Source organism: Pseudogulbenkiania subflava DSM 22618 (genome assembly GCF_900177275.1).
GTDB classification, from domain to species: Bacteria; Pseudomonadota; Gammaproteobacteria; order Burkholderiales; family Chromobacteriaceae; genus Pseudogulbenkiania; species Pseudogulbenkiania subflava.
Window position 1 is genome coordinate 1 of the sequence record NZ_FXAG01000006.1, and the last position, 16,792, is coordinate 16,792.

The following is a 16,792-nucleotide window of genomic DNA, read 5'->3' on the forward strand; positions in this document are numbered from 1 at the left end:
ATCGACCAGGTCCTCGGTCAGTTTGGCTGGCCGTCCACCGGCACGAGCATTCAGGATGCCGACTAGACCGTGGCGTTCCCAGTTGTGAATCCATGTTCTGATGCTCTCGCCGCTGATTCGCAACACGGCGGCAACGGTGGCAATGTCCTGACCTTGGTTGACAGCAATCAACGCCTTGCCGCGCAAGCGGAAATATTCCTTGGGGTGTGCTTTGGCTAATTGTTCAAGAGTGCAGACTTCAGCTTCATTCAAGGTCAATGTGAGTTTACGCATCGTCGAACCGGCATCAGGGAGATACGCAAACAGAAGCAAAAATCATTCCAACTTAGTTGTGCGGCACTACTTAGTGATTAAAGTCATATATGCCTTATCATGTATATCTACGCCTTGGGCAAGCCAGCCACCACCAGCAGAAAGACAAGAAAAACGGGAGGTATCAGCATCAATGCGACAGCTCCTATGCTGAAAAGGCGGTTGTGTGGCCGAACCAATAGTGCAACGGCAAACAGCAAATAGAGCAGCGCCAACGCCACCAATATGCTGATTAGCCCTGAATGCATATCTACGTAAAGCGCCAAATATTTTATAACACCCGGAAAATCCTCAAATCTCATTTATTGAATCCATCAAAATTCCAGCGAAACAGTTGAAAATTCTTCAAGAAATCACTAATCACCTTCCCTGTCGTCAGGTTTTCATAGTTCCATGATGATGCGCCCGCCTTCTTATAAAACCCTACTTCCGGGGTCTTCCCCGTATAGCTGCTATCAATTGGATTCGCCGGATTCATGCCGAGCAAGCGAAACAGTTTCGAAGCAACATTACCGACGCCGGAGTTTCCCTGATAGATGCCAATCCGCCCTCCAGCTACAGAATGCACGACCTGAATATGGTGGGCCCTTTTCTCATCGTTGTCATTGGTCTGAGCCAAAACATCCCCAGGCAATAGCAACTCCGGAGACGACACAGTAACAGTGTTAATGCCAATTCGCTGCATGTCTGGTGCACCATAAGTGAGCATGGCCATATGAGCGAAACCCATTGGGGTTGAGCTGTACTCGCCATGCTCAGCAGAGTTGTAAACTTCCATGTTGCGGTAGGCTCTTACACCTGTTGCCAGACGCACTGGCAAGCCAGCGGCCGAGGCGTACTCACAAAGAATTCGGATGGCAAAGTCTTCGCAAGTAAATGTGCTGCTCTTAATGTCACCATCGCCATCCCAATAGCGTTCCCGCGCCAGCTTTTCTGCGATGGCTGGAACGGCTTTGTGATAGGCAGCCACATCCGTAGGCGTCCAGCGCTTTTTCGTCTTCCAAAACACCTTGAGCTTGACTGCATGTGGATTGGTATCGCTCTTCAGCGTCAGCGGGGCACTGATGAAAATGTCGCTCATACACCCTCCAGCCCTGACAACGACAGACTAATTGCCTGCCCGGCACCACCCTCTATGATGGGTGTTTTCCCGTTGGCGCAAGTCTTCACGTTCATCATCGCCCCATCTGGCAACTCAAGCGTTACCAATGCGGCAGAAACAGGGGTTCCATCCTGGTCGACGAGCTGGAAATGCTGGTTGAAGTCACCGATGGAGGACTGCGCTTGCGTTGCGGCTGTGACCGCTGCAAGCCCTGTGGCAAAAGCCGCGGCCCCACCCTCATATGCTCGCAACACCTCGCCCAACGTAGAAATGAGGGAGGCACCACAACTGACCTTGTGGCCTTCCAGCGCCACCGGCTTGCCGCCGACCAGCCAGCTACTGTCACCCTCCACGATGGTGCAGTTGCTGTGTCCCTGTTGCGGGCAGGTGACCTGATCGCCTAGCAAGGCTACCGGCTTACCGAACAACACCGTGCTGGAGGCGGCGCTCACCACCGTGCCGCCGTGGCTGGTCAGGTCTCCCAGACGAATGACGCGTTTCATGTGACGTTCTCCTGTAATGCAGGCCGGGCCAGCGCCAGCGCGACGTGGTCGTGGCGAAATTGAGTGATGACGGCCGGCGCCTGCAACCGGGCACTGTGCGTCACCGCCAGTGCGGCCAGCATGGCCGGCGCGGCGACCCCGACATCGCCCCACTCGCGCGCCAGGTTGCTGGCCTCGTCTACAGGAAGCAGGCCGATCTGATGGCGGGTGAGATTGCTGGCGATGGCAGCCAGGCGCGTGCCGCCGACATCGACCTCACCACAGTTATGCACCAGCCAGGCCACGCTGTCGGCCTGGTTGCGCTGCGGGTTGGCCTCCTCGGCGCTGAACGGGTAGTCCAGCAGCGCGGCATTCACCAGCGCGTTGTCCAGCAAAGGCTGTAACTGGCGAGTCAGCTGCAGAGTGCTCTGCTGCGGCAGCTCGCTGCTGCTGGACTGGGCCAGGCTGGCCAGATGCGGCAAGGCCGCCAGTGCCGCACGGGCGTGTTCCGGCACTCGCCCCCAACCGGCGGGGGACGACACACCCTCGCGCTCCCAATACGGTTGATAAAGGTCACGGCCTGTCGCCAGTGCACTGTCTGCCGGAGCGGCCAGGCCGTCGCGCAGGAACAGCAACAGCACCACGGCGGCACCCGGGCGACCCAGTTGCCGCCATTGGGCCCGTGCTGCCGCATCCGGCTCTTCTTCCTCATCCTGCAAAGCCAGAGGCGCGTCCGCTGCCAGCACCACCGCCCCCGGCAGCTCCGGGTCCTGCGCCAGGAACTGCATCACCCGGTCGGCTACGGTGCCGCTGCCGGGCAGGAAACGGCAATCGCTGGCTGGCTGGGGCATATCGCTCTGGACAGCCAACCAAGCCACCTCCTGGCATTGCCTGACAAGATCGACCTGTTCGATCCCCGATACCCGCGGCAACACCTCCAACAGCAGCGGCAGCGAGGCGGCCCCCGGCAGCTCGGCGTACAAGGCCTGCAAGCTCTCTTCCAGCCACGGCATCAGGCCATCCAGCACCTCGCCCGGCTCCATCTCATCGCGCGTCCGCGCCGTCCACTGGCAGACCGGTGCCAACGCGTCCAGCCAGGTCGGCTCCTCACCCTGTGCCACGGCCTGCACCAACAACCAGCGGCAGCTCACCATCTGCTGCCGTTCGCGCAGCGCGGCCAGATGCTGCTCCCTGGCTTCGTCGCGCCGGGCCTGCTGCGCCGCGGCCTCCGACTCGGCCTGTACCTGGGCAGCAGCCTGCTCCCTTTTTTCCTGGCGCAGCCGCCAGGCATGACCCAAGGCGGTGAGCAGCAACGGTGGCAACAGGTGTGTCAGCAACATGACGGTGGGACTGACCTGCTGCCAATCCACCGGGATCAGCCACCACAACGCCCCCCACCACAGCAGGGTGCTCAGGGCCAGTACGGCCAGCAGTTTCAACATCTTGCCGGCCCTCCTAGCTGACACGAACCTTGAGTTGCTCGCCCTTGAGCGCCACGGCGATCTTCTTCACCGGCTTGCCGCTGGCCATGCGGGCGAGCAGGTCGCTGGAAATCTGCGCCAGCAGCGTACGGGTGAGGATGGCGTCGGCGTTGCGCGCGCCGCTGTCCACGTCCAGGCAACGTGCCGCCATAGCGCCCGCCAGCTCGTCCGGAAACTCCACCTTGGCGCCGTGGTTGTCCTCGATGCGCCGGCGGATCTTGTCCAGCTTCAGGCGTACGATGGCATGCAGCACCTCGTCGCCGATCGGGAAATACGGCACGATGGCCAGGCGCCCCAGGAAGGCCGGCTTGAACACCTGCTGCAGGGTGGGCCGCAGGATTTCCACCAGATCATCCGGCGTCGGCTCGCGCGTCTCATCTTCCACCGTCACGCCGTGCTCGCAGGCGCGCATCACCAAGTCGGTGCCGGCATTCGAAGTCAGCAGGATGATGGTGTTCTTGAAATCCACCTCGCGCCCTTCGCTGTCCTCCAGCACGCCCTTGTCAAACACCTGGAAGAACAGCTCCAGCACGTCCGGGTGCGCCTTCTCCACCTCGTCCAGCAACACCACCGAATACGGCTTGCGGCGCACCGCCTCGGTCAGTACCCCACCCTCACCATAGCCGACATACCCCGGCGGCGAGCCCTTGAGGCCGGACACGCTGTGCGCCTCCTGGTATTCCGACATATTGATGGTGATGAGATTGCGCTCGCCGCCGTACAGCGCTTCGGCCAACGCCAGCGCGGTTTCGGTCTTACCGACGCCAGACGGTCCCACCAGCAGGAACACCCCCTTGGGCTTGCCCGGGTCTTCCAGGCCGGCCTTGGCGATCTGCACCCGCTCGGAGATCTGCTGCAGCGCGTGGTCCTGGCCGATCACCCGCTCGCCCAACAACCGCGCCAGCTGCTGTACCTGCGCCAGCTCGTTGCTGACCATGCGCCCCAGCGGAATGCCGGTCCAGCCGGCGATCACGTCGGCAATCACGCTCTCGTCGACGCACTCGAACGCGAGCGGCTGCTGCTTGTGCAGCTCGCGCAATGCCTGCCGCTTGGCCTGCAAGGGGCTGATCTTCTTGCCTTTAGCCGGCTTGGCCTCGCCCTGCTGCTGTTTCAGCTCGTCGATCTCGGCCACCACCTGCTGCTGCGCCTCCCACGCGGCGTGCAAACGCTCCAGATCGGCCTGCAACTCGCCGCGCCGAGCCTCCAGCTCGGCGATGCGCTCGGCGTGGCCTTCCTCGCGCTGCAAGGCGGCGATCTCGCGCTCGGCATTGGCAATCAGCACCGCCACGTCCTCGATCGGTCCCGGCTTGCCGGCACGCGACAGCGCCACACGGGCGCAGGCGGTATCCAGCACGCTGATGGCCTTGTCCGGCAACTGGCGACCGGTGATGTAGCGGCTCGACAGATGCACGGCGGCAGCGATCGCCTCATTGAGGATTTCCACCTGATGGTGTTCGGCCATGGCGTGCGTCAACCCGCGCACCATCTGCACCGCCACCTCGGGCGCCGGTTCTTCTACCTTTACCACCTGGAAGCGGCGCGCCAGCGCGGCGTCCTTCTCGAAATACTTCTTGTACTCGGCCCAGGTTGTCGCCGCGATGGTGCGCAGCTCGCCACGCGCCAGCGCCGGCTTGAGCAAGTTGGCCGCGTCGTTCTGGCCGGCTGCGCCACCGGCGCCGATTAGCGTGTGCGCCTCATCGATGAACAGGATGATGGGCACCGGGCTGGCCTTCACCTCGTCGATCACCTGGCGCAGACGGTTTTCAAACTCCCCCTTCACACTGGCACCGGCCTGCAACAAGCCCAGATCCAGCGTGCGCAGGCAGACGCCGGCCAATACCGGCGGCACCTCGCCGTGCACGATCTTGCGCGCCAGCCCCTCCACTACCGCGGTCTTGCCCACGCCCGGCTCGCCGGTCAGGATGGGGTTGTTCTGCCGGCGACGCATCAGGATGTCGATCATCTGGCGGATCTCACCGTCGCGCCCCAGCACCGGGTCGATCTTGCCGGCGCGCGCCTGGGTAGTCAGATCGATGGTGTATTTGTCGAGCGCCACGCTGCCGCGTACCTTGCCGACCGGCACCTCGGCCGGCTGATCGGACTCGGTGGCCGCCACCGGCTGCCCCCCCTCCCCGCCATGCTGGCGCAACGCGGCGTAGGCCGACTGCAGGCGGCCCGCCTCGATACGCAACAAGGCAGGGCAACCGCTTTGCACTGCCGGGTGCAGCGATTCGTCACGCAACAGCGCCAACAGCAGATCCAGCGTAGACACACTCTCCTGGCCGAACTCGGCGCTGGCCAGTAGCCAGGCTTTCTCCAGCCACTTGGGCAGCCAACCCGACAACACCGGGTTACGGGTGTTGCCGGTGCGGAAGCCATCCAGAGCAGCCTCCAGGCCGCGCTGCAAATCGGCCAGATCGACACCGGCCGCCTGCAAGGCGGCACGGGCGGCATTCACGTCCTGGTCGAGCTGGGTCAGCAGCACGTGCTCGATCTCGATCTCATAGTGGGTGCGGGACAAGGCGCGGCTGGCGGCCTGCTCCACACTCTGCCGCGCCAGCGGCGTCAGACGCTCGATCAGGGATTTCAGGGATACCGACATAACGTTTCCATCAGGGTAAAGTAAATAAAGTTAGGCCAGGCGCCACCAGGCAAGGCTTAGAGCCACTAACAAAACCCTCTTGGCGTTGTTCCGCGGCCTGGCCGTACTACTTGTACTGTCTGCGGCCGCGCGCCTAGCCAAGACCGCTCCGCTGGTTTTTGTTAACGGCTCCTAGTGCAACAGCGCATAGCGCACGTCGTCCGGATCGGCCGCCTGTGCCCCCAGCCAGCTGCTCGCCCCCAGCCGCAACGGGGAGTCGGCATCCAGCCGTGCCGGCGGCACATCGTGCTTGTCGAGCACCAGGCAGACGTCCACCGCCAGTTGGTGCCCCACGGCAAACTGCATCAGCGCCTGCAGGGCACGGGCTCCGTCGCCTCCCGGCAGCAAGGCCTCGAATTGCGCACGCCGCAAACTACCCAGGCGCAGCTGCAGCTTGGTCTGGCGATCCCACTGCCGCTCGCCGGCAAACAGCGACACCCCCAGCTCACAGGACTGTCCACCCAACTGGCTTTGCTCGGCCAACGGCACCTCCAGCCACTGCCCAGCGAACTGCTGCAACTGGGCGCGGGTGCCAAACAGCCCCTCCACCAGCGTCTGCAGCGTCAGGGCCGACAGCGGCTTCTGGCTCAACAGGCCCGCGTAATAAATGAACAGCCGCTCATCCAGCAGGCCGTCCTGGGTCGCCTGCCCACGCAGCCGGCTCAGCCCCACCCCGGCCAGGTCCAGCAGGTTGCGGCTGAAGCCATCCTGCTCGCCCGCCTCCTCGGCCAGCCAGAAGCGGTACTTGCGCCAGGCCGCGTAGAACAAGGCGATAGCACGGTGGCTGAACAGGTCGAAGAAGGCATGCAGGGTGGTATCGCGGTATTGCTGACGCCGCTCCAGCAAGAGCTCGGTATATGCCGTCGGCAACACCCCGCTGGGCCCGGTCAGCCCCATGAAGCTGACCGTCATCTGGGCGGTTGCCGCTCCCTCCCCGTCCGCCGGCTGGTACTGCACCAGTTCGCTGGCCGGAAACGACAGCGACGCCAGGGTACGGAAGCGCAACTGCGCCGGCAGCGTGCGCCGCTGGCGGCGCGATCCCTCGCACAAGCCCAGCAGGCGCACTGCCTGGAAAAAGCCGAACTGGCTGGCATCCTTGGCCAGCGCCTGCTTCAAATCACGAGGGCTTCGCCGGCTCGGGCTGGCCATGCCGCCACCTCCTCGTCACGTTGCACCGTCCTGACACGCAGACGGGTAAAGCTGTTGGGCGCGCAGTACAGCGCAAAGAACCGCTCCAGCAGGGAAGCGAACAAGTACACGCTGCCGCCGACGTAATAATCGGCATCCAGCGTCAGGGTGATCTCGGTGCCGCGCACGAAGCCGGAGAAATGCCGACCGTGGACCCGCTGCACCGCAGGCTCGCTGCGGATACCGACAATGCCCTGAATCTGCCGCACGTTGGCCGCCGCATCGCCCAGGTTGTACAAAGTCAGCATTTCCTGCAGCGCCTCGCGCCCGGAATCGACAATGGACATGTAGTTGAGCGACAGGTGTGAGATCAGCCGCCATTGCACCGCCCGTCCCAACGGGCTGCGCTGGCTGGCGCCGGGCTTGCGCAAGAGGCGCACCCGCTTCACCACAGAATGCCCCGGCAATTGGAAATCCGTGCGCTGGGTAGCCTGGCTGCCGCCGAAAGGAATCTGCTCCGGCAGATCGCGGTTGCTGCACAGCAAGTCCAGGCTCAGCACCTCCCCTGCCGGGCGCACTGCATCGAACTGCAAATCCACCAAGTGCAGCGCCATGTCGGTGCCACGGTCACCCTGTCGCACCGACGGCTCGCGGCTGGCATGCCAGTAAAAACGCGGCGTCTGCCCGCTACCGTGGCGCGTGGCGTAGAACGGCGGCACCTCCTCGCTGCTGTCGCCCTCACCGGATTTTTCCACCCGTACCACCCGGCGAATCTGAACCACTTCGTAAGCCTGCTGCTTGCGCGCATCCGCCAGCACCGGGTAACTAGCCTTCTGATGCGTGACACGAATCGGCTCGCCCGGCTGCACGAACAGGTTGATCAGCGGCGTGCAACCCAATTTCAGGTGCGCGGGCTGCAACTGGCTTTGCAACCGATGATGGCGCTCGCTGTCCGGGTAATCACGCAGATGCAGACGCAGCAGCAAGGTATCACCGCTCAATCTTGCTGCCACCGGAGCCAGCCCCAACAGATCGACGAACAGGAACTTGTCCGGGTAGCAGAAATACTCCGACAACAGCCGGTAGCCCATGAACGAGCGCTCGTCGTACTCCAGCATGCCCTCGTCGCGGCCAAAACCCACCGGCTGCAGGCAATCCGCGTTCAGGACACGCGTGCGCGCCGGGTCCTCGCTGCCATCGCCGGCCTGCACCCGCAGTACGTTGGACAGCAGCATCTCGTACAGCAAATGCATCAGCGCCGGCTCGCCATCCAGGAAAAAGCGCAGAGACTGCAAATCGATGGCATCCACCCCCACCCCGCCCTGAGTCTGCAGGCGCAGGGTCAACACCGCCGCCGCATCCGGCGCGAGGCTGCGCAGATAGGGCGAGCCGCTGGTCAGCTCCAGCTTCGCCTCCTGCAATTGCAAAGGGTACAGATCGACCGGATACACCGTGCGGAACTTACAGCTCACCCCCTGAATGGACGGCGCCTGCACCACCTGCCCGCGCTCGACGCGGTAGCGTTTGCCGATCTCCGGGCGCTGCGCGTCGCACTCGAACTGCACCACGGTGGCCGCCGGCATCGGCTGCAGGTAATGCGGATACAGCACGTCCAGAAAGCTGGTGGCCACCTCCGGGTAGTCGTCATCCAGCTTCTTGTGCACACGCGCCGCCAGAAAGGCGAATGCCTCAATCAGCCGCTCGGTATGCGGGTCTTCGCACTGGTCACCCTCCATCTGCAGCCGGCCGGCGATCTTGGGGTAACGGCGGGCGAACTCGCCGGAGAGCTCGCGCAAATGGCCGAGCTCGCGTTCGTAGTAGGGGAGGAGGGATTCAAGCATGGAATATCAATCTGTCGATCTAGGCTGCAACCGTACTGTCTTCGCCTTGCGGCGCGTTCTTGGCCAGACGCACATCGTCTGCGCCCGCATAGACGCGGCGCAGATGCAAATACCCGCCTCCGACAAAAAACCACTCCTGCCCATCTGTCGTGATTTCGGGCACCTCAGCCCGGCCTGCAGCCTTGGTTTCCTTATAGCGTGCCACCCACTCCTGCTCAGCCTTGCTCAGCCTGTCAGCAGGCTTCTGCGACAGCCTCTCCAGCTCTACGAGCATTTCCTGCTCTTCCTTGCCGGTGAGACGGAACCAGGCGTAAGAGTCGTGCAGCAGGTATTGGAACAGCCAACTGGCGGCCTCCGGCAGTACATAGGGTTTCTGGCTGTCGTGCAGACAGGGCAATGCCTTTTTCAGAGTCTCCCAGTTCCGCAGCATGTCACCGTCCAGGGTGGGAGGGTTGTAGCGGCGCATCTGCTCCCGGCCTACCCGCACCATTTCTTCGTTTGCCCAGCGGCGGTAATAACCCAGATGCTCGATGAACTTGAGGTTGCCACCCAATAAGTCATTCATGTCCGCCGTGCTGATCCCGCCTAGGTTGTCAAAACGCGCTCGCAAGCGGTCCCGGTTATCACGATCGGCCCAGCTCAGGCGCCAGGCCAGATAGGGCAGGTACATGGCTTGCATCAGCGCCTTGTACTCCCCTTGCCGTACCGTCAGGGTTTCCAGGTACGCATTAAAACGGCTAATCACCTGCGGGTCGGCCGCCATCCGGTACTGAACCGCTGGGCGCAATTTTTCGGCCTTGAGCGGCACCCCGGCCAGCCGTGCCTTGCGGTACATCACCCCCAGGGGGAGGCGCGACAACATATCGACCCCCTTCGGGTCCACACCCCGCCCTTGCTCTTTTGGCAGATAGCCGCCCCCGATGTCGGAATGCACGCCGGGAAACATGATCTCCTCGCAACCGTCTCCCAGGCTGCCTCCCACCTGGATGGAATCCAGCGGAAACGAGCGCCGGATCTCGTGCCCGGCCACCAGGTGCACGCACTTCACCCCGGACGGCACGCGCAGCGACACCTCGGCATCCGCCCACTCCGCGTGGCCATCAAACAGCAGGGACGACGATGCCAGCCCCACCGAGGCCACCGTATCGAACAGGCCGAGAAAGTCGAAGTCCACCGGGAAGCCGGCCAGCGTGAACTCGCTGCTGCACTTCAGTATTTCCGCATCCAGCTGGCACAGCTTGCGCAGCCAGTTCAGAAAACTGCGCGCCTTGGTGGCGCCACGCGAAAAGCCGAATACCGACACATGGATGCGGCCAACCTTGCCCTTGCCCCAGTTGGCGGGTTCGTCGCCCTGTGGACACATAAAGGGCTGCAAGACCTTGTGCAGCTCACCCAGCGCCTCGCGCAGCACCTCGTAGCTACTCTGCTGCCCCTGCTCGATCTCTCGCCGGGTAAGCCAGCGCTCCTTTTTCAAGTGCCAGCCGGTCAGCACCAGCTTGCGGCTCATCGCCAGAATCTTCTCTTTTGGGAACAACTCTGCGCCCAGAAAATAGCGGTGGACATTGTTGAGAGCCTGCATCAGCCCCCAGACAATGCGCTCATGGCCGTATTTGGCGGCCGCCGCGCCCAGCGAGCTGTCGTTCTTGTCGTTTACCTGCTCGAACGGCGACCCCACGCCCGGCACATACACCTTGTAAAAGTGCGGATACTCTGACCACGATTCATCGCCCCCAATCACCCCCTGCACCACCTGCCCCGGGTAGCAGTCGTACAAGCGTGCGACATTGGAGTAGCCTTCGTTCTGCTTGCACAGGTTGTAGTTATTGCGCGTGCCGTCAAAGAAAAAACCGAAAAACAGGTTGAAAGTGCAGCTGGCAGCGGGGTTGGCAACAGGTGGAAGTTCACGCGCTTCGTATTTCTGCAAATCCACGCGCTCATCATCGGAAAAAAATGACCGGAAATCACAAGGATTAATCGCCCCGTTGGAGATGTCCGGACAAAAACGAGTCATGGCCTTTCCCCCATACGAGCCATCCGCATCTTGACTATCTCGATGGCTTTCTTAAACTTTTCTACATCCACGTTGCCACGCTGTATGGCTTTTTCAAAATCACTCAGATCATCAGTCAGTAGCTTCATATCCCTATCCCAAATCTTCCGCCGATACTCCACCGTCGGCACCGGCCACCCCTTCACCTTGCCCGGCCACTGCGCATGCGTCGGGTCGAAACGGCTGACCACCAGTTCCACCTTGCCACCCGGTAGTAACTGCACCCATACCGTTCCGACATCGCTGCTGTCGTAACGCGGTACCACCACGCGGTGGTTGATGATCGGGATATGCTCCTGCCCCCACTCCTTGGCCGATTTGGCACGAGTGCCATCTTGCGTCTGCACCACCAATTCCATTCCTGGCTGCCATTTCGCCAGCAGGCTCACGCAGCACATCTGCCCACTGGCACCAAAAGCTTCAACACCGTCTGCCGCCATCGCTTTTTCCGGCTCGGCAACCCTGGCAACCCCCACCCAGTCGAATGGCCAGTCGGTGTAGTTCACCGCCGTCAGCGTGGCCCCCAGTTGCTGCCCAGAGCCAAGGCTGCTGCAGCCGGCCAGCAGTACGCCACAGCACACCATTGCCCCCACTCGCCGGAGCAAACTTGACCATTTACACATCGCACTTTCCTTTTGTCGGCCAGGTACTCGCCCTGGCCTGCTGTTCATGGCCGTATTTGGCGGCCGCCGCCCCCTGCGGGCCGTCACTCTTGTCGTCTACCTGCTCGAACGGCGACCCACACCCGGCACATACACCTTGTAAAAGAGCGGATACTCCGGCCATGACTTGTCACCCCCAATCACCCCGGTCACCACTTGGCCCGGGTAGCAGTCGTACAGCCGCGCTACATTGGAGCCGCCTTCGTTTTGCTGGCACAGGTTGTAGTTATTGCGCGTGCCGTCAAAGAAAAAACCGAAAAATAAATTGAAATTGCAGCTGGCCGCGGGGTTGGTGATTGGGGGGAGTTCGCTCCTAGATAAAAAATCAATTTGGCCACGTTCTCCTTTGGAAAAAAACTCCTGAAAATCACAAGGATTCATGGACGATTTACCGATGACGCCACATAGCGCTGTCATGGCTTCAACCTTTCATAAAGCTTTACTTCCTGCTGCCAAAACACAAGGTTTTCTTTGCAATAAGCTTTCTTATAGGCTCGATAAGCAGGGTCATCATATCCTTTAAAACCCTTGATATTATCCTTGGAGTATTTTTGATCAGAATCCCAATTCTCTTTCATCTTCCCGAGGTCAAGGGTATCAATTTCAGAAAGAAGCTCTGCGTATAGTCGTACCGAAGATTCTTTTTCTTTCATATCCCTATCCCAAATATTCCGCCGGTATTCCACCGTCGGCACCGGCCAACCTTTGACCTTCCCCGGCCACTGCGCATGCGTCGGGTCGAAACGACTGACCACCAGCTCCACGTTGCCACCCGGCAGTAACTGCACCCATACCGTTCCGACATCGCTGCTGTCGTAACGCGGTACCACGACGCGGTGGTTGATGATCGGGATATGCTCCTGTCCCCACTCCTTGGCCGACTTGGCATGCGTGCCATCCTGCGTCTGCACCACCAGCTCCATCCCTGGTTGCCATTTTTCCGGCAGGCTCACACAGCACATCTGCCCGCTGGCGCCAAATGCTGTAGCCCGGTCTGCCGCCATTGCTTTTTCCGGCTCTGCCACCGTGGCAACACCCACCCAATCAAATGGCCAGTCGGTGTAGTTCACCGCCGTCAGCGGGGCCGACAAACTGCCTCCGGCATTCGCCCCCAGACTGCCGCAAGCAGAGAGCAACGCTGCAAACAGCAACACCGGCAGCATATTGCGCATCACTGCGCCCCCGGCCTTTTCTCCAGCTCAAGATCAACGCCTGGCAGTATCAGCAAATAATCACTACGCATCGTATGACTGCGGCCATTCTCCAGTACCAGCGTCTTACCCTTGGCAATGCGGATTAGCGCCACCTTGTCGCCAATCAATGCTTGAGACCGGATATTGTTTGAATTACCCCCCAGCCAGTCACGCAAGGTTTTACCATCTGTTTCCATTTTGACGGGCACAGTATCTGCATGCATGAAATTAAGCTGCATACCCATACCCTCTTGCAACCTACTCACCGTTACCATGGTGATTTCCTTGCCTTGCTCGTCGTAGACTTGCTGCATACGATCATTCGGAACAAGAATATACTCACCCAACCAATTATCTGCATGAGCCCATAACGAAAAGGTCAGACCCATTATTAAAGCAGCAATACGATTTACCATGCTCATTCTCGCTTCCCGTTCAGTTACTGGAATGAATGGCAGCCAGGCACTGATTCATTCGAAGATGACTGTCCATGATGCCTTGTGCATCCGCCTGCCGTAATGCTGCTTCTGCCATCGGGTGGCAATCTGCCAGAACATGTGGATTAATTCGCGAGTGGAATTGCAACTGGTACAGAATCTCGTCAGTTTCTGCCGCCCGAATCAATTGGCTTGTCTGGCTGGTGCTTAACACCACTTTTTCCGCAAACTCGCCAGCTACTGTTGCCATATGAAGTGCCTGCCACCCCGTGCCATCCCGGCTTGGCAACAGGCAACGCCAGGCCGGCCCAAAAAACTGCCCCCGTTGCTCTTCATCCAGAATGCCATCCAGATCATACAAACGGCGCGTATCCGGATAGCGAAGATTAAAAAACGACCCATCGGCATTAACCACACACCAGGGCTGCAAGCGTGCGGCCAACTGCGGCAATGGCTCCGGGCTATGCCACACACTGACCATGGGCAAACCATCACAATAAGCAAGCAAGTAACAAACCACTGGCCATTGCGGCGGCGTCCACTCCAGCAATAATGGCGACACTGCCATCAAATCGGCCAAGTCATCCTGATTTTGTGTAAATACGCTCAACCAGGGTAATCCACTCTTATTTAATTGCCGCAGCAGGTTAGGCTTCAATGCGCCATCTAATAACAGGTAATAATGGCCAGGCACGTCATCATTGATAGCGATACCAGCTTGCAAGGCATCGAGATTGAATGAATGGATCAGCTTCATCACTGCACCTTGCTGAACGCCGAACCGGCCTTGGCACTACGCAATAAACAATCGATACATATTGATTTGGGGAACAGCGGTACCGGTACGTTCATCTTCGCCGGCCCGCTCCAGTCGTGGCTCGCCCCTTTGAAGCTCACCTTGCCCGGCGCGTGCAGTTCGATCTTGCCGTCCTTGATGCGGATGTAGGCGCCGCCGCAGGTCAGCAGAACTTCCTGCTTGCCGTTGAACAACTGGCTCGCCTTCAGGCTGCTGATCCGCACGTCCTTGTCCGCCGTCAGCTCCATCGAGTCGCTCTGTGCCTGGACCTGCACCTTGCCCTTGGCGGCAATCAGCTTGAGCGCAATCTTGTCCTTCACCCCGGCTACAAACAGGCTGATGTGCTGGCCCACGTTGTGTAGCCAGCGGCGGCCTGAGGTCTGCTGGGTATCGCGCTGGGCGATTTGGTCGAGGTTGGTGCCGGCGGCCAGGGTCAGGCTGTTGTCTGTCGTCGCGGCGAGGCCGGCGGTGGCGGAGAGGATCATCAGCGGTTGTTGGCCGGCCTGAGTCAATCCCTCACCATTGGGGGCATTCTTGGATTCTTTATCGGTATTCGAACCCACTTCCCATGCCTTCAGGGCCTGGACGTGGTGCTGCAGGTGGCCGTCGGGCTTTTTCTCTCCCTTGCCGTTGTCCGGCTGGATCGTCTCCGGGCCGGTTTCGACGGTATCGGCCAGTTGGGCGGTGGCGGTCTCGCCGAGGGATTGGCTGAGTGTCAGCGCGGCATCGAGCTGGTTTTGCGCACCATCGCGGGCCAGTTGCTTGCCAGAAGCGGAGGCCTGCGCTTCGGTGCTCAGCAGCAAGCCGTGGCCGGCGCGGATCGCGCCGTGGCGGTCGGTGCGTAGTTCGAAACCGTCGCCACGCGGCATGGCTTTGCCGTCGGTACGCGGATGGGTGAGGTAGCCCTGGTTGAGCTGGGTTTTGCCGTGTTCGCTCGACAGCTTGGCTCGGACTTCGCCCGGGGTGTCGTCGAACAGCAGTTCGTTGTATTGCCCGCCCTGATGCTCTTTCGACTGGATGCCGGACAGGGTCTTGTTGGCCGGCAGGCTGCCCGCACCGCTGAAGGCGGGCGGCGGATGGCTGCCGTTGTACAGCACGCCGGTGATCACTGGTCGGTCGATGTCGCCTTCGATGAAGTCGACCAGCACTTCCTGGCCGATGCGCGGAATGAACTGGTGGCCCCAGCCGGCCCCGGCCGAAGGCATGACCACGCGCAGCCAACAACTGGAGGTGTCGTCGAGGTTGGCGCCGATCGTCGGATGTTCGTCGGGACGCTGCCAGTGGAACTGGACCTTGATGCGGCCATGGGCGTCGGTGTGGACTTCCTCTCCCTCCGGCCCAACCACGGTGGCGGTCTGGGCGCCACGGGCGGTGGGTTTGGCGAGCACCGTACTGGCGTAGCTCGGGGTGAGTAGTAGGCCGCGGCGCTGGGCAGAGAAGGAGGTGTGGAATGGGGCCTGCTCATTCGCGGAGCCACTGGTTGTGGCCGAGGAGAGTCCCAACAGAGCCGGCAGCGCCCTCTCCAGTTCGACCGGCAGGTTGTTGCGGGCCTGGAAGCTCTGGCGGGTGACGACGAATTCGCGCTGTTCAGCGCTATCCCATTCGTGCGCTGGATGGTCGTCGAGGCGGAACCACTGCCCGGCGGTCAGCCCACGCACGCTGCCGCCGCCGTCGAAGCGCTTAGCCTGTACGTCGTGCGCCTGCTGGCGCAGCCGGGTGTAGTGGGCGAGTTGGTCGGCGTCGCCGGCGTAGTACTGGCCGGGAATGTCGTAGTCCTGCAGGCTGCTTTGCAGCCGGGCACCGTCGGTACCTTGGTCGACGGCGCTGCCATCACCGCTGTGGTCGGTGGCGACCGGTTGGTAATCGAAGGTCGCCAGCGCCACGCTCCCGCTGACGATCTGGCGCGTGCCGTCCCAGCGGGTAAGGCCGTCTTCGGCTTCGGTGGCATCGGAACGGTGGAAGCGCACCCGTTCCACCCCGGCGGGCGGCAGCGAGTAAGGATCGTCGAAGGCGATGAGCTGGACCTGAGGGCTATTCCCTCGCGACGCTGCGCTACCTCGCTCGGTCATCTCCGCTCCATGTTCGAAGCGCCAGCCGAGCCCTTCTTCGTGCAACAGACGCACGATGAAGTCATAGTCGGATTCGCGGTATTGCAAGCAATAGCTACGGGGCGGCAGTTCGCCCGCCAGCGCGAAGTCCAGGCTCTGCACCGTCGCGAACACCAGGTTGGCGGCGGCGTGCTCGGCGAGCACCTGGCGCACGATGTCGGGTACCGACAGGTCCTGGAACACCCGCGACGTCTTGCGCAGGCGCAACAGCGCGAACGGCGATTCGATGGTCAGTGCGTACTTGGCGAAACCGCCGTCGCTGCCCACCGTCTCGGCGGCACTGACCACGCCGCAGCGCACCTGCTCGGCTCCGTCCACCCCGGCGATACCGAGCCGCACCGGTACGCCGAGTAGGCTCTTGAGTTCGAGGCCCGCGTCGGGCGACAGGCACTCGACACGGTAGCGGTAGCTGTCGGACACCGCCTCGTCGCCGTTCACGGCGAGCGGCAGCAGTGTCTCGCCCCAGCGCCCGCCGTCGCCCAGTTGCAGAGTCAGGAGGCGCTGGTCTTGGGTGAAGGCGGCGGCGAAGCTGGCGAGCAAGGAAGAAAGATCCATGGAA

General features: G+C 61.5%; 15 protein-coding genes. All 15 read right to left on the reverse strand.

The genetic code is table 11. The annotated features are described in order from the left end of the window. On the reverse strand, positions 1 to 312 hold a 312-nt coding region (locus B9N72_RS07150), incomplete at its 3' end, for a helix-turn-helix domain-containing protein (protein ID WP_143477765.1). A gap of 68 nt (positions 313 to 380) precedes the next feature. Further along, positions 381 to 614, reverse strand: coding sequence for a hypothetical protein (locus B9N72_RS07155; RefSeq protein WP_085275746.1), 234 nt, complete (start codon positions 612 to 614; stop codon positions 381 to 383). Then, positions 611 to 1,393: a hypothetical protein gene (locus B9N72_RS07160; RefSeq protein WP_085275747.1), complete on the reverse strand. Its 783-nt coding sequence runs from the start codon at positions 1,391 to 1,393 to the stop codon at positions 611 to 613. Before B9N72_RS07160 ends, B9N72_RS07155 begins: the two co-directional genes overlap by 4 nt. Beyond that, positions 1,390 to 1,917 carry a PAAR domain-containing protein gene (locus tag B9N72_RS21400; protein WP_234985907.1) on the reverse strand — a complete coding sequence of 176 codons (528 nt, stop codon included), beginning with the start codon at positions 1,915 to 1,917 and terminating at the stop codon, positions 1,390 to 1,392. The genes B9N72_RS07160 and B9N72_RS21400 overlap by 4 nt, the downstream gene beginning before the upstream one ends. Then, positions 1,914 to 3,338 carry a hypothetical protein gene (locus B9N72_RS07170; protein ID WP_085275748.1) on the reverse strand — a complete coding sequence of 475 codons (1,425 nt, stop codon included), beginning with the start codon at positions 3,336 to 3,338 and terminating at the stop codon, positions 1,914 to 1,916. Before B9N72_RS07170 ends, B9N72_RS21400 begins: the two co-directional genes overlap by 4 nt. Positions 3,339 to 3,351: 13 nt before the next feature. Beyond that, positions 3,352 to 5,979, reverse strand: coding sequence for a type VI secretion system ATPase TssH (gene tssH / locus B9N72_RS07175; RefSeq protein ID WP_085275749.1), 2,628 nt, complete (start codon positions 5,977 to 5,979; stop codon positions 3,352 to 3,354). Between the two features lie 171 nt (positions 5,980 to 6,150). Then, the gene (gene tssG / locus B9N72_RS07180) at positions 6,151 to 7,167 is read right to left on the reverse strand and encodes a type VI secretion system baseplate subunit TssG (RefSeq protein ID WP_085275750.1); all 1,017 of its coding nucleotides are present in this window, start codon (positions 7,165 to 7,167) and stop codon (positions 6,151 to 6,153) included. Beyond that, the gene (gene tssF / locus B9N72_RS07185; RefSeq protein WP_085275751.1) at positions 7,131 to 8,987 is read right to left on the reverse strand and encodes a type VI secretion system baseplate subunit TssF; all 1,857 of its coding nucleotides are present in this window, start codon (positions 8,985 to 8,987) and stop codon (positions 7,131 to 7,133) included. Before tssF ends, tssG begins: the two co-directional genes overlap by 37 nt. Positions 8,988 to 9,006: 19 nt before the next feature. Further along, positions 9,007 to 10,998: a T6SS phospholipase effector Tle1-like catalytic domain-containing protein gene (locus B9N72_RS07190; protein WP_234985908.1), complete on the reverse strand. Its 1,992-nt coding sequence runs from the start codon at positions 10,996 to 10,998 to the stop codon at positions 9,007 to 9,009. Then, positions 10,995 to 11,660: a DUF3304 domain-containing protein gene (locus B9N72_RS07195; protein ID WP_159453025.1), complete on the reverse strand. Its 666-nt coding sequence runs from the start codon at positions 11,658 to 11,660 to the stop codon at positions 10,995 to 10,997. Before B9N72_RS07195 ends, B9N72_RS07190 begins: the two co-directional genes overlap by 4 nt. A 96-nt stretch (positions 11,661 to 11,756) precedes the next feature. Next, on the reverse strand, positions 11,757 to 12,116 hold the full coding sequence (locus B9N72_RS21225) for a hypothetical protein (RefSeq protein ID WP_085275753.1): 360 nt from the start codon (positions 12,114 to 12,116) through the stop codon (positions 11,757 to 11,759). Beyond that, a complete protein-coding gene (locus B9N72_RS07205) occupies positions 12,113 to 12,871 on the reverse strand; it encodes a DUF3304 domain-containing protein (RefSeq protein ID WP_085275754.1) in 759 nt (252 codons plus the stop codon). The genes B9N72_RS21225 and B9N72_RS07205 overlap by 4 nt, the downstream gene beginning before the upstream one ends. Further along, positions 12,871 to 13,314 carry a hypothetical protein gene (locus B9N72_RS07210; RefSeq protein WP_143477766.1) on the reverse strand — a complete coding sequence of 148 codons (444 nt, stop codon included), beginning with the start codon at positions 13,312 to 13,314 and terminating at the stop codon, positions 12,871 to 12,873. Before B9N72_RS07210 ends, B9N72_RS07205 begins: the two co-directional genes overlap by 1 nt. Positions 13,315 to 13,327: 13 nt before the next feature. Further along, a complete protein-coding gene (locus tag B9N72_RS07215; RefSeq protein WP_234985909.1) occupies positions 13,328 to 14,086 on the reverse strand; it encodes a DUF4123 domain-containing protein in 759 nt (252 codons plus the stop codon). Beyond that, positions 14,086 to 16,788 (reverse strand): type VI secretion system Vgr family protein, encoded by a 2,703-nt coding sequence (locus B9N72_RS07220; protein ID WP_085275757.1) that lies wholly within the window; start codon positions 16,786 to 16,788, stop codon positions 14,086 to 14,088. Before B9N72_RS07220 ends, B9N72_RS07215 begins: the two co-directional genes overlap by 1 nt. Between the last annotated feature and the right edge of the window lie 4 nt (positions 16,789 to 16,792).